12 protein-coding genes are annotated in these 13380 nt (G+C 50.1%); 3 read left to right on the top strand and 9 right to left on the bottom strand.

Annotated elements, in window-relative coordinates:
* Positions 1–5 precede the first annotated feature (5 nt).
* Positions 6–1061 (bottom strand): N-acetyl-gamma-glutamyl-phosphate reductase, encoded by a 1056-nt coding sequence (argC, locus tag BN3277_RS08060; RefSeq protein WP_059041727.1) that lies wholly within the window; start codon positions 1059–1061, stop codon positions 6–8.
* 235 nt (positions 1062–1296) lie between these two features.
* On the opposite strand from argC, the gene BN3277_RS08055 reads away from it, so the two are divergent.
* The 3 genes from BN3277_RS08055 to BN3277_RS08045 all read left to right on the top strand — a co-directional run bounded on the left by BN3277_RS08055 (position 1297) and on the right by BN3277_RS08045 (position 4523).
* Complete coding sequence (locus BN3277_RS08055; RefSeq protein ID WP_059041726.1) at positions 1297–1998, top strand: PIG-L deacetylase family protein; 702 nt, start codon at positions 1297–1299, stop codon at positions 1996–1998.
* Between the two features lie 197 nt (positions 1999–2195).
* Complete coding sequence (locus BN3277_RS08050; RefSeq protein ID WP_059041725.1) at positions 2196–3011, top strand: zinc ribbon domain-containing protein; 816 nt, start codon at positions 2196–2198, stop codon at positions 3009–3011.
* Positions 3012–4523, top strand: a complete 1512-nt coding sequence (locus BN3277_RS08045) for a zinc ribbon domain-containing protein (protein ID WP_059041724.1) — start codon at positions 3012–3014, stop codon at positions 4521–4523. It abuts the gene before it with no gap.
* Between the two features lie 67 nt (positions 4524–4590).
* Here the strand turns inward: BN3277_RS08045 and BN3277_RS08040 are convergent, their stop codons facing one another.
* From BN3277_RS08040 to BN3277_RS08005, 8 genes are all read right to left on the bottom strand, one after another.
* Positions 4591–5481, bottom strand: coding sequence for a YitT family protein (locus BN3277_RS08040; protein WP_059041723.1), 891 nt, complete (start codon positions 5479–5481; stop codon positions 4591–4593).
* A gap of 126 nt (positions 5482–5607) precedes the next feature.
* Positions 5608–6718, bottom strand: a protein-coding gene (gene prfB / locus BN3277_RS08035; RefSeq protein WP_148501000.1) for a peptide chain release factor 2 whose coding sequence is annotated in 2 segments (ribosomal slippage) — positions 5608–6645 and positions 6647–6718 — 1110 coding nt in all. Because the reading frame shifts where the segments join, the coding sequence is not laid out codon by codon here.
* A gap of 320 nt (positions 6719–7038) precedes the next feature.
* Positions 7039–9546 carry a preprotein translocase subunit SecA gene (gene secA / locus BN3277_RS08030; RefSeq protein WP_059041722.1) on the bottom strand — a complete coding sequence of 836 codons (2508 nt, stop codon included), beginning with the start codon at positions 9544–9546 and terminating at the stop codon, positions 7039–7041.
* 222 nt (positions 9547–9768) lie between these two features.
* The gene (gene hpf / locus BN3277_RS08025) at positions 9769–10320 is read right to left on the bottom strand and encodes a ribosome hibernation-promoting factor, HPF/YfiA family (protein ID WP_059041721.1); all 552 of its coding nucleotides are present in this window, start codon (positions 10318–10320) and stop codon (positions 9769–9771) included.
* A 130-nt stretch (positions 10321–10450) separates the two neighbouring features.
* On the bottom strand, positions 10451–10957 hold the full coding sequence (locus BN3277_RS08020; protein ID WP_059041720.1) for a VanZ family protein: 507 nt from the start codon (positions 10955–10957) through the stop codon (positions 10451–10453).
* A gap of 128 nt (positions 10958–11085) precedes the next feature.
* Positions 11086–11283, bottom strand: coding sequence for a cold-shock protein (locus tag BN3277_RS08015; protein WP_007132290.1), 198 nt, complete (start codon positions 11281–11283; stop codon positions 11086–11088).
* Positions 11284–11515: 232 nt separating this feature from the next.
* The gene (locus BN3277_RS08010; RefSeq protein WP_059041719.1) at positions 11516–12592 is read right to left on the bottom strand and encodes a glycosyltransferase; all 1077 of its coding nucleotides are present in this window, start codon (positions 12590–12592) and stop codon (positions 11516–11518) included.
* A gap of 7 nt (positions 12593–12599) precedes the next feature.
* On the bottom strand, positions 12600–13361 hold the full coding sequence (locus BN3277_RS08005) for a glycosyltransferase family 2 protein (RefSeq protein WP_232436360.1): 762 nt from the start codon (positions 13359–13361) through the stop codon (positions 12600–12602).
* Positions 13362–13380: the final 19 nt, after the last annotated feature.

The raw sequence follows: 13380 nt of genomic DNA, 5'->3' as shown, positions 1-13380 counted from the left end.
TTTCCCTATGGGTAAACCGGCGTCAGCTTCAGACCAGTCGTTTCCTCCCAGCCCATCATCAGGTTCAGGTTTTGGATGGCCTGCCCTGCGGCGCCTTTCACCAAATTATCGATAACCGATACGATCGTCAGTCGGCCCGTACGCGCATCCGCCGCAAAACCGATGTCGCAGTAGTTGGAGCCAAACACCTCTTTGGTCGCCGGCCATTTGCCGTTGTCCCGGATGCGGACAAACGGACGTCCCTCGTAGTATTGCCGATACAGCTGGATCAAATCTTCCTCCGTATAGGCACCCTTCAACTGGGCATACATCGTGCACATAATCCCCCGCGTCATCGGTGCCAGGTGCGTCGTAAACGTCACCGTCACCGGCTCGCCGGCGATTTGCCCCAAGGTTTGCTCGATCTCAGGAATATGCTGATGTTTGTTGACTTTATACACTTTCATATTTTCATTGATTTCCGCATAATGGCTCGTTAGGTTCATGCCCCGGCCCGCGCCGGATACGCCCGACTTGGCGTCGATGATAATACTAGCCGAGTCAATCCAGCCTGCGCTTAGCGCCGGGATTAGGCCTAGCAGAGTTGCAGTCGGATAGCAGCCCGGGTTGGAGATCAACTCCTTGCCTTTGACTTCATCGCCGTAAATTTCGGCTAAGCCGTATACGGCCCGCTCAAGAAACTCTGCCTTCGGAGCTTCATGCTTATACCATGCCTCGTATTCACGGCCGTCTTGAATTCGAAAATCGCCGGACAAATCGATCACCTTCAGCCCTGCTTCCAGCAGCTGCGGCACTAGCTTGGCGCTGACGCCGGACGGGGTTGCCGTAAACACGACGTCCACCTTTGCCGCGAGCTCCTTGGGATCTAAACCGTCCAGCGGCTGAACGATGATCTCCGACAAATGCGGGAATCCGTCCGTCAAGGGCTCCCCGGCACTGGAGACGGAAATGACCGAAACGATCTCGGCCTGCGGATGTCCCCATAAAAAACGAATCAGCTCCACGCCCCCATACCCCGTGGAACCGACAATGGCTACTTTCATCTTTTCCCCGTTCACCATGCTAACCTCGCTTTCCTCTCCCGATGTAAAAGCCTATGACATCAACAATATGCATTATTCCGTTGTAAATATGTATTATTATACGGTTGAACTTATATAAATACAACAACTCTCGCAAAAAATTTCCCTTTGCATGTCAGGCCTCTCCCAGCCACTTTTATTCTGTATTCTGATTCAAGTATAGTAAGAAGGAGTTTACCACTTAGGCTGCAGATAAAGGAGGAGAGGCAACAACATGTCGAACCGTAAAACGATCGCATTCCTATACGCCCATCCCGATGATGAGACGTTTGGCTGTTCTTATCTGATCCGGCAGATCGCCGACGAAGGAGGTCAGGCCGTCCTGCTGACGGCGACTCGGGGAGATGCGGGGAAAACCGGGCATTTGGGAGAAATGACACGCGAGCAGCTGGCTGCCCGCAGAGATAAGGAATTGGATAAAGCTGCTGAGATTTTGGGCATCTCCGTTGTTGAGCAACTGGGGTTGCCGGACGGTAAGCTGAGTGAGGTAGACCCAACCTTGCTACGGGAAAAGATCGCCGATTTCCTGCAGCGCCATCAAGCTGAGGTGGTGATCACGTTCCCGGAGGACGGTTTATCCGGCCATCCGGATCATATCGCGATCCATTACGCCGTCAACGAGGTGGTGCTTGGCGGTCATGCGCCAACCGTACAGAAGTTATACTACAACCAATTGGGGTCGTATACATCGGAGCATTCGAGCGTGCTGCGCGTAGATGGCGGCGATCGCTGGGAAGCCAAACGTCAAGCACTGGCCGCCCATGAATCGCAAGTATGGAGCGTAGAGCGGGTGTTCGGCGTCTTGGGACCAATGGTCCCGCCGGGCTTCGAGATCGAATCGTTCGAGTTAGTTTGGGAGCGGGGCGAGCGGTATCCGCAAGTTAATGAGACCTCCATCTACGACGGATTGCTATAAAGTTTTGAGCAGAATAAACCATCCGAATTTCTTACTAATTCGGATGGTTTTTTTGCTCCATCCCCTTCCTAATTCCCCATACTCGAACGTTAAGTCTTCAACAAACATCTCATCAAATGTCATTTTTTCTCATTGACGGCTTGGTTCATCAGAACTAAATTTAATAAGAATATAATAGAACTACAGGAGGATATTTCATGAATTGCACGCATTGTGGTTATCCACAGGAGAAAGGGAGATTTTGTGTAAAATGCGGTTCTCCGCTGCTGGCAGGGAATGAACCGTCAGGCGCAGCTGAAGCTGCTCCAGCAGCCAGCGATCCAGGCCAGGGGGTACCCGCCATCACTTCTTTGGCAGATGGCTGGAACAAGGTGAAGCAAAGCGAAACGACTAAGCAAGGACTGATGATCAGCAAGCAATATTGGACTTATTTTCTTAAAGCGCTGCTTCATCCTTTCCAAACCACGCAGAACGTCACGGCCAATCATTTTACGAACGGCATGATTACTATAGTGTTGACTGCACTGTTCTTCCCGCTCGTCTTTATTATTGGTGAATCCAAGTACGGCGGACATGTCTCGTTTGGCAGCGGATTCCTGAAACCTTTCTTACTCATCTGGATTGCCTTGCTGCTCGCTAGCGCGATCTCATTTGCTGTGATCCGGTTGGCTCGGGTTTCAACGAATTATGTATCGGTAACGGCCAAGTTCGGCACCATGCTCGTTCCCGCCGTCGCCGCACTTGTCCTGGCCATTCTCACTATCGTATTGGATATCAAGGAAACGATCCCGGTTTTGTTCCTGATTATTTCAATCCTAATTGTGTTTAGTTCAATTACAGCGGTTGTACTCAGTACACGCAAAGAAAGCATCACAGGTTTGGATCCGCTTTATGGAGCGATGATTGCGAATCTCGTATTTGGTTATATCTTTTTCAAATTTATTGAATACAGCGTTTCGTCCATTCTCTCGGATATCTTTGGCGGCTACGGAATGTACGGAGGTTTTCTATAAGTGCAAAATTCGATAAGTTATTGTCGCGAATGTGGGGAGAAGCTGGAGGGTCATTACGAACATTGCCCAGAGTGCGGCACAAGAGTACATACGCCTGAAGCGAACTTAAACGCTCAGCCTTCCTCGAATCATCCAACTCAATCAAGCTCCTACATTCCTGCCGTGGAGATTCAGTCCATCGACTGGAACCAAACCGGTTCCCGCCTGTGGGCCTGGATTAAACGTTACAAGTGGGGGTTGACCGCGGCGCTTGCCGTCATCCTTCTTGTCGTGGGATTCGTTCAAATCGGAAAATATTTGACCGATGTGGACAGATTAGTTGCCAAAACAGAGAGTGCACTATTGGAGAAGGATGCCGCCAAGCTGGCAACGCTGCTACAGATTGAAAAAGGAACTACGCTGACCCTGAATGAGGAATCCTTACAACCGTTCATGCGTTATCTAGAATCCGATTCAGATGCTTTGGATGAACTGATTGACAGCTTGAACGATCAAGCATCCTATTATCATGAGACATCTTCCGAAGAAGTAACGGGGGATACGTTCTATAACAGCCTGATTCACTTGCGTAAGGACGGGAAGCAGCTGCTATTTTTTAACCATTATGTCTTGGAGATGACTCCCGTATATGTCGACGTCACAACCAACTATGAAGCGGCTGCGATTTATTTGGATGATCTTCAGGTCGCTGTAGCGGATTCTTCGGATTTCAAGACAACCATCGGACCGTTGCTTCCAGGACTGTATACTTTCAAGAGCGAGTTTGCTGGTGAGTATACTTCCCTTCGGAATGAACAGGATCAGGTATTAACAAGTTCCGATGATGACCATGAACAGCTTGATATGTATCTGGACGGCAGTTATATGATGGTCCGTTCCAACTACGATGAGGCTTCCATCTATATCGATGGGAAGAACACCGGGCTAGCAACGGGAGAAGAGGTTGAAATTGGACCGATCTCTATGGAGGGGGTCAATGAACTGTATGTGGAGAAGGAATTCCCTTGGGGAAAAGTACAAAGCGAAAGCCTCCCGGTCACTGACTCCTATATGTACGTTGAACTGGATCCTGTTAATGATGCCTTCCAGGAAGCGATTATGGAGGCAACTAAAGAATTTATTCTCGGCTGGATCGATTCATTGAACACGCTGGATCCTACAAAGGCCCGTAATCTGTCCGACTACATGTTGGAATCATTAACCGGGTACGTTCAACAATATAAGGATAGCGGCCGGACCTATCAGGGGAAATTGAATAAAGTCGTATTTGATCTTGACAGTATCGGATTAGGTACAAATGGAGACGGAAATTATACCGCAAGAGTGACGGTACAGAATTATGCGGAAGAAGTTGCTTATGATCAAGGCGTAACGCCGGAAGCCGCTGTTGAAGAAGCGAACCCGATGACTTATGAGCTTATTTATACAGATGGAGAATGGGTCGTCGAGAGCTCCTACAATCCATACTGGTTTGATGATAGCCATACGAAGGAAGTCGTCATCAGCGAGTAAAATAAGATGTTCAAAAAGAGCAAGCACCTGCAAAGGCGCTTGCTCTTTTATATCTTTACCTTATCCACTATTCAAGCGTCCTTTTAAACCCTTCGCCTAAGACTTCATGTGCATTCGTAATGATCACAAAAGCAGTCGGATCTAACGTCTGCACCAACGTCTTCAGGCGCGTCACTTCGCTTTGCCCAACGACGACCATCAGCACAGTCCGCGTATCCCCGGTGTAACCGCCGCGGCCGTCCAGCTTGGTCAGCCCCCGGTCTAGGTGATGAAGCACCGCCTCCGAGATTTCCTCCGTCCGCTCCGCGATAATGTAAGCGACCTTCGTATAATTAAAGCCCAGCTCGATAGCATCGATGATCTTCCCGGTGATGTACAAGCCGATTAAAGCGTACAGCGCTTTTTCCGGGGATAGCAGAAATCCCGCCAACGCGATCACAATCCCATCCATCATCACAACGCAGACGGAGAGGCTTAGGCCGCTGTATTTCTGGATAATCTGCGCCAAGGTGGATAACCCGCCGGTGGATCCCCGGCCGCGGAACACGATGCCAAGCCCAAACCCTACACCGATGCCTCCATATAAAGAAGCCAGCAACGGATCGGTCGTTGGTACAGGCATCTCCCGCGTCAAGAAGACGAAGAAAGGCAACACCACGGTACCGAGTAAGGACCGAATGGAGTAATCACGTCCAAGCAGCAGGTAACCGGCGATAAACAACGGGATATTCAGGGCCCACTGCGTGTAAGCCGGCTCAATGCCAAGCTGTGACTGAACGATGATCGAAATCCCCGAGACTCCGCCCGAGGCGATATTGCTGGGCACAAGAAACAGGTTAAACGCCAAAGCTGTGATCAACGAACCTACGATGATCATCGCCGTATCCAGGATGTGACGAACCGGCCCGGTGACCGGGATATAATCATGAAATCTACGTTTTCGGACTTTCGGCGGCATTCCTGCCCCTCCTTACATGCATCTCAATATGTAAAAAAGAAAAACCCACCCGTACCAAGCGTGGCCAAGGTGGGTCGTATGAAACAACGGCTCGGACAAGTTGCGCCTAGGCGCTCTCGACGCCGCTTAGCTCTCCGTCTTAATCTGGCTGCGCAGATAACCGTCGATAAAAGCGTCCAGATCCCCGTCCATCACCGCGCCGACGTTGCCCGTCTCCACGGAGGTCCGGTGATCCTTCACCATGCTGTACGGGTGGAACACGTACGAGCGGATCTGGCTGCCCCAGGCGATTTCCGACTGCTCGCCGCGGATTTCGTCCAGCTCGCGCTGCTGTTCCTCGATCTTGCGTTCGTACAGCTTGGAGCGGAGCATCGTCATCGCCCGTTCGCGGTTCTTGATCTGCGAGCGTTCGTTCTGGCACGTCACCACGATCCCGGTTGGGATGTGGGTGATCCGCACCGCCGAGTCGGTCGTGTTGATGTGCTGGCCGCCGGCGCCGCTGGCGCGGTACGTATCAATCTTCAAATCCTCGGTACGGATTTCGATCTCCACGTCATCGCTGATCTCCGGCACGACGTCGCAGGAGACAAAGGACGTATGCCGGCGTCCGGAAGCGTCAAACGGCGAGATCCGCACCAGGCGGTGTACGCCTTTCTCCGCCTTCAGATAGCCGTAGGCGTTGTAGCCTTTGATCAACAGCGTAACGCTCTTGATCCCGGCTTCGTCGCCCGGCAGATAGTCCAGCGTCTCGACCTTGAAGCCACGCTTCTCCGCCCAGCGGGTATACATCCGCAGCAGCATTTGGCCCCAGTCCTGGGACTCGGTGCCGCCGGCGCCGGGATGCAGTTCGAGAATCGCGTTCATCTTGTCGTAGGGCTGGTTGAGCAGCAGCTGAAGTTCAAACTCCTCCAGCTTCTTTACAAGCGATGTAACGGAATCGGCGACCTCTCCGGCCAAGGACTCGTCGCCTTCTTCATCGGCGAGCTCAGCCATCATTTCCATTTCATCATACTCGTTCTGCAGCGCCGTGTACTGATCCACGGAGGATTTCACCGCGTTCATCTCGGCGATAATCCCCTGGGCTTTCTCGTTGTCGTCCCAGAAGTCCGGAGCTGCCATTTTTTCCTCATAGTTGGCGATCATCTCTTGCTTCAGATCTAAGTCAAAGAGACCCCCTAAGGTTGGTTAATTTCTTCGCGATTTCGCGCATGTCCTGTTTCACGTTCGGATCGATCATACGTTAGATCACCTTTCTTTCTTCAATTATGCAGCCCAAACGGGCAAAAACGGGCAACCCGGGGATTCCCAGGCCACCCGTTGTTTCTTTTCTACACTTTGCCTACGCTGAGCTAAACGTAAAGGACCGTAATGACCTTATTGGCCCATTTCCCGGATATTTCCTGCTGTAACGGACTCCACAGACCTTATTAGGCACTTATAGCGGCAAATGTAACGTTGTTTGACCCAATAAAGTCCTTCAGGTCCGTTAGAATCGAAACAAGTTCAAACCACTCTAACTAGCGTCACTGGTGTCCGTTAACTTAGCGAAAGTTCCACCTAAGCGTTCTGGCCGTGGCAGTGTTTGTACTTCTTCCCGCTGCCACATGGGCACAGGTCGTTGCGTCCAATGGCATCGCCGCGTTTCACGGGGCGTTTCTCCGCCGGCTCGCCGCTGGTGGAGATTTTGCTCTCATCCACAACCGCTTGACGCTCTTGGTTCGATTCAACCTGAGCCTTCATGATGTAGGTCGCAACTTCTTCCTGGATGCTGGCGATCATTGCGTTAAACATCTCGTAGCCTTCAAATTGATATTCGCGCAGCGGATCGGTACCGCCATAAGCCCGAAGATGAATCCCTTGGCGCAGCTGATCCATCGCGTCGATATGGTCCATCCACTTGCTGTCAACGGAGCGAAGTGCAATAACCTTCTCGAACTCGCGGACCAATTCCGGACCAATAGCTTCTTCGCGAGCATCGTATTTGGTCAGGACGCGTTCAAAAATATACTCGACCATCTCGTTAGGCTCTTTGCCCCATAGATCGTCCTTAGAAATGGCGCCCTCGTCCAGCAGCTTACTGTTGACGTAATCGGCGACTTCCTGCAGCTCCCAGTTCTCTGGGAGTTCGTCAGCAGTATGGGCCTCAACAACCCGTTCGATGACCGGTTTGATCATATCGAGAATGATTTGCTTAATATTCTCAGATTCCAGCAGCTCGCGGCGTTGTTTGTAGATGATCTCGCGCTGTTGGTTCATCACGTCGTCATATTGCAGGACGACTTTACGCACGTCGAAGTTGTTGCCTTCAACGCGCTTTTGGGCGGACTCGATGGCACGGGTGATCATCTTGCTCTCAATCGGCTGATCTTCCTCGAAACCGAGGCGATCCATCATGTTCAGCACGTTATCCGCACCAAACCGTTTCATCAATTCGTCGCCCAGCGACAGGTAGAATTGCGTGGAACCCGGGTCACCTTGACGACCGGCACGACCGCGCAGCTGGTTATCGATCCGGCGCGATTCATGACGCTCGGTACCTATGATATGCAGGCCGCCTAAATCGGCCACGCCTTCGCCAAGCAAAATATCGGTACCACGGCCCGCCATGTTCGTGGCGATGGTCACGGAGCCCGGTTCCCCGGCGCGGGAAATGATTTCCGCTTCCTCCGCATGGTATTTTGCGTTCAGCACCTTATGCGGTACGCCTTTACGCTTGAGCATTTCGGATACGCGTTCGGAGTTCTCGATCGAGATCGTACCGACAAGTACCGGTTGATTTTTCTTATGACGTTCAACGATTTCATCAACAACCGCTTTAAACTTGCCGTCGACGCTCTTATAAACAACGTCCGCCATATCTTGGCGTTGGTTCGGCCGGTTGGTCGGCACCTGCAGTACTTCCAGGCCGTAAATTTTCTTAAATTCCTCTTCCTCTGTTTTCGCCGTACCGGTCATCCCGGCCAGCTTGCGATACATCCGGAAGTAGTTCTGGAATGTGATCGTCGCCAGCGTCATGCTTTCGTTCTGAACCTCGATCCCTTCCTTGGCTTCGATAGCCTGGTGCAACCCGTCGCTGTAACGGCGGCCTTGCATGATCCGCCCCGTAAATTCGTCGACGATCAGCACTTCGTCATCTGTCACGACGTAATCCACGTCGCGGCGCATGATGACGTTCGCTTTGAGCGCTTGCACCACATGGTGGTTCAGCGTAACGTGCTTATGATCGTACAAGTTATCAATGCCGAAGACGCGCTCCGCTTTGGCGACCCCTTTTTCGGTCAGCGAAACGGCCTTGACTTTAATGTCTACTGTAAAATCTTCTTCCGGAGTCAACGTCTTCACAAATCGGTCGGCTGCATAATACAACTCGGTCGATTTCTGAGCTTGACCGGAAATAATAAGCGGTGTCCGTGCTTCATCGATCAAAATGGAGTCCACTTCGTCAATAATACAAAAATACAACGGCCGCTGTACCATCTGTTCCTTATAAAGCACCATATTATCGCGCAGGTAGTCGAACCCAAATTCGTTGTTCGTTCCGTACGTGATGTCGCAAGCATACGCTTCCTGCTTCTGCTCATGCTCCATGCCGTTCAGGTTCACCCCAACCGTCATGCCGAGGAAGTTGTAAATCTGCCCCATCTGCTGGCTGTCGCGTTGTGCCAAGTAGTCGTTGACGGTAACGACGTGCACGCCTTGCCCCAGGAGCGCATTCAAATAAACCGGCAGGGTGCCGACCAGCGTTTTCCCTTCACCGGTTTTCATTTCCGCGATCCGGCCTTCGTGAAGCGCCATACCGCCGATCAATTGCACGTCGAAATGACGCATGCCCAGCGTTCGCTTGGAAGCTTCCCGTACCGTGGCAAAAGCCTCCGGAAGCAGCTCATCCAGCGTCTCGCCTTTCTCGATCCGTTCCCGGAACTCGGCGGTTTTCGCCTGCAACTGCTCGTCCGAAAGTGCCTCAAATTGCGGCTCCAATGAATTAATATGATCTACCGTCTTCATCAGACGTTTGACATCACGTTCGTTCGTGTCGCCAAAAATCTTCTTTACTAATCCCAGCATGATTTACCCCTTTCACGCATAAACAGATGATTTGCCTAAATTGTAACAGTTTGTAAGGCACGCCGCAACACGCCCCATCACGTCTGCACTGCGGTAAAGCGCCTTTGTATACGAATAAAGAGCCCTATCCGCGGGCGGATAAGGCTCGTTTCCTTAGTGTTGGGATCACAGGAATTACCACCTAGTTCAATCCATTGCCATGATTGCACGGAGTGCAAGGGGTTAATCCTGTTCGATCAAACCGTATTTGCCGTCATTGCGTTTGTAAACGACGTTCACTTCCTTGGTGTCGATGTTCGAGAAAACGAAGAAATTGTGTCCTACCATATTCATTTGCAAAATCGCTTCCTCTACGTCCATCGGCTTCAAGGTGAAGCGTTTCGTGCGAACCACTTCCAGCTCTTCGTCGCTTTCATCCAAAGCCACGGAGCCTGCGGTTGCGCCCTCTACAAAGAGGCTGTTCTTCACGCCTTTCTGGCGCAGTTTACGGTTGATTTTCGTTTTGTGCTTGCGGATTTGACGTTCAAGCTTGTCCACAACCGCATCAATGGATGCATACATATCATCGCTGCGGTCTTCCGCGCGGAGCACAACGCCTGTCAGAGGAATCGTTACCTCGACCGCGTGCAAACCTCGTACCACACTTAATGTGACAGTACCGTCTGAGGTGGGGGGTGCATCAAAGTACTTGTCAAGCCGGCTGAGCTTCTTGTCTACGTAGTCACGCAAGGCCTCAGTCACTTCAATCTGCTGTCCTCGAATACTAAAATTCATAGGGCACTCCTCCTTTGCTTTGCACCTTCATTATACCATGGTGTAAAGGCAAAGTAAAAAGTGTTAAGAGGGCGTTAAGCACACCATCCCCCTCTAAAAATGTTTACATTCCGGCTAATCACCTGTGCTGTCAGGCCCGACGGTGTCTCTTGGCATCGCGCCATCGTTTCAACAAAATCGTGAACGCCGCGCCGAAGGTTGCCCCGATCGTATCCAACACCACGTCCTGCACCAAGGCGGTCCGCCCCGGGGTAATACTCTGGTGCAGCTCGTCCGTGCAGGCATAGAGGAACGCGATCAAGATCGCGAGGAGGAGGCGCCGGCGGTTGGAGCGCCCACGTCCGCCTAAGGCGTAAACCAGGAGCGCCGCCAACAGGGCATAACTTCCGAAATGCGCCGCCTTGCGGATGAAGAACTCGATAAAGCTCGCCCCGCCCACGCTCTCCACGCTGATCTCATGCCCGCCGTAGCTGAACCGGATCCCGCCGAACCAGTCGTTGATGGATTGGTCCGAGGTGTTTTTTTCGATATCCGGTACCAACGACTGCTCTTGATACGATTGCGAAGAGAACGCAAACAGGATCGCCATCATCGCGATCGCCGGCAGCCAGCGGAGCCAGGGCCGAAGGTTGTGCATGGAGGGTCACCTCGTTCGTTTGCGAAATGATTACATAAGAAAACCCCGGGTTTCCCCGGGGAGTTGCTAGCGAATCTTTAATTGTTAACCATCGTACCGTTCATATGTAGGTCGGCTGTGCCGGATGATTACAGTTTGATTACGTTAGCGGCTTGTGGACCTCGAGCGCCTTCAACGATTTCGAACTCGACGGATTGGCCTTCTTCCAGCGTTTTGAAGCCTTCAGATTGAATCGCGGAGAAGTGTACGAATACGTCGCCGCCTTCTTCAGTTTCGATGAAACCGTAGCCTTTTTCTGCGTTGAACCATTTTACTTTACCTTGCATGCACTAACATTCCCTTCATTATCAAATAAGAGTGTGATCCTTGTAACCAAGCCCCACATGTCTGACTATACCACCCGAACTTATCCAGTGTCAATTACCAAGGAAAAGGTTTTATTGTAAGGAATTTGTAAAGTTTTGTCGGATTTTAGTCTGAACACTACAGAGGGAATGGAGTCACTCTTAACCCTAATTAACCTTGAAGGATGGGGGTGAAACAAGAAATTTCAAAATCTCAGGATTCATGACCTAGTCGGCTCAATCGAGCTGCGGAAGGCCGGTATTTCATTGCAGCTGCCTTCTGATAATACTGCACAGCTTGGCTGACATTACCTGTCACCTCGTAAAAAACCCCGAGATTATGGTATGCCGCAAAACTCCCGGTTCCCAGCACACTTCCTTCTAGATCACTATCCCCTATTTCGAGAGCTCGCTGGTAGTACTTTTCGATTAGCGGAAGTAGCTCACCAAATCGATCGGGGTCTCTTGAAATGAGCTCCAGCAGGTACAACCCTGAGGCAAAAAAGAAATCGGGATATTCCCACAGAAACTCACGCTCCCCCTCAATGACATCAAGGCCATTCTCCAAGTTTCCCGAGGCAATCATTGCATATAAATAGTTCACGATGATGCTTGGAGCGTATCCTTCAGTACGATGAATTAAACCATAAGCCGTTTTAAGATGTTCATAAAACAAAGAATGCTTCTCCAGTCCCCGGTACTCTTTAGCTATTTGATAGTGATAGTAAGGATCCGCAGGATTTTCGGCTATGACACTTTGCAATATCGGGATGTTTCTGTCGCTTTTTGTCTGACCATAATATCCATCATGCATAATTTCGACATCAACTTTATATCTTGGAAGCCCCGATTCAATCTGCTCATGAATTCTTCCGCTATATCTGCAAGACGTTGGAAAAAGCCTCGAAATATAAATCTGCTCGTAATTATCCCCGTCTTCTGCCAGAAACTTGTCGATTCTCTTCACCTTGCCAATTGCAGTTTTTGAACCAATAAATTCACGAATGGCTTCTCCGCAATCATTCGCAATATACTCATCCGCATCCAAGACTAAACTCCAGTCGCTTGTCGCCTTCGACAAAGCAAAGTTGCGGGCGGCCGAAAAATCCTGAACCCACTCAAAATCAAACACCCGGGCGCCATACTCCCGGGCTATATCCTTAGTCTTATCCGTGGACCCCGTATCAACGATTACGATCTCATCCACATACCTAACTGCACTATCAAGACACCGACGAAGTACGGCCTCTTCATTTTTTGTGATCATTACCAAAGAAACAGTCGGCTCCATAGCTTCCTCAACTCATCTCTAATTTTGACTTTCTGATCCAATCCAGCATTTCTGGGCTTTTCGCTTTCGATTCCGCGATATTAAGATACCTAATGGCTTTATCATTATCCAATCCGATCATTTCTCGTCCTAAATGCATCCATAACCTAGCATTCTCTTGATCTTCCTGCAAGCTTTGGATCAAAAGATCAATGTTGCGTTTTTTCTTGACTCGAAGGTCGATCTGATTAAAATCATATCCATCGTGGAGAAGATGTATATCGCTCTGGATTCGCTCTAACGGATGGTAAACAATTTGCTCATGGATTTTATCTTGAAAACGTAATGAACTAGGGAATAATCTGACGTAGCCAACAGGGATGGTTTCAACAATTTTACCGTCTACGGTATTGTCGTAAACGATATCAAATACGCACTTTTTCCCTTGGGCATCCATTTGGTTTGTATATTCTCGAATTTTAGATTGATCCTGTTCAGGAAGAACATCGTCTGAATCAACGACAAAGGTCCATTCCTGAGTTACCTTAGACAAGGAAAAATTACGAGCTGCAGAAAAGTCGTTGATCCATTGGAAATGATAAAGTTGTATATGTTTATACTGTTGGCAATAGGCTTCTACAATTTCTACAGTACCGTCTGTTGAACCAGTATCGACAATTACAATTTCGTCAACAGCTGTTAATATGCTATCTAAACAACGTTCAATACAACGAGATGAATCCTTTATTATCATTGCGGCGGAAACGCCCATTAGATCACCTGGCTTCACTTAGACCCTTTTAAAGTCT

The sequence above is a fragment of the Paenibacillus rubinfantis genome, assembly GCF_001486505.1.
GTDB classification, from domain to species: domain Bacteria; phylum Bacillota; class Bacilli; order Paenibacillales; family Paenibacillaceae; genus Fontibacillus; species Fontibacillus rubinfantis.
The sequence above is the reverse complement of the archived record's forward strand: the minus strand, read 5'-3'. Positions and strand labels throughout refer to the sequence as shown.

Coding starts and splice junctions, on each gene's coding strand:
- argC (WP_059041727.1), bottom strand. CDS start 1,061: ATGGTGAACGGGGAAAAGATGAAAGTAGCCATTGTCGGTTCCACGGGG.
- BN3277_RS08055 (WP_059041726.1), top strand. CDS start 1,297: ATGTCGAACCGTAAAACGATCGCATTCCTATACGCCCATCCCGATGAT.
- BN3277_RS08050 (WP_059041725.1), top strand. CDS start 2,196: ATGAATTGCACGCATTGTGGTTATCCACAGGAGAAAGGGAGATTTTGT.
- BN3277_RS08040 (WP_059041723.1), bottom strand. CDS start 5,481: ATGCCGCCGAAAGTCCGAAAACGTAGATTTCATGATTATATCCCGGTC.
- secA (WP_059041722.1), bottom strand. CDS start 9,546: ATGCTGGGATTAGTAAAGAAGATTTTTGGCGACACGAACGAACGTGAT.
- hpf (WP_059041721.1), bottom strand. CDS start 10,320: ATGAATTTTAGTATTCGAGGACAGCAGATTGAAGTGACTGAGGCCTTG.
- BN3277_RS08020 (WP_059041720.1), bottom strand. CDS start 10,957: ATGCACAACCTTCGGCCCTGGCTCCGCTGGCTGCCGGCGATCGCGATG.
- BN3277_RS08015 (WP_007132290.1), bottom strand. CDS start 11,283: ATGCAAGGTAAAGTAAAATGGTTCAACGCAGAAAAAGGCTACGGTTTC.
- BN3277_RS08010 (WP_059041719.1), bottom strand. CDS start 12,592: ATGGAGCCGACTGTTTCTTTGGTAATGATCACAAAAAATGAAGAGGCC.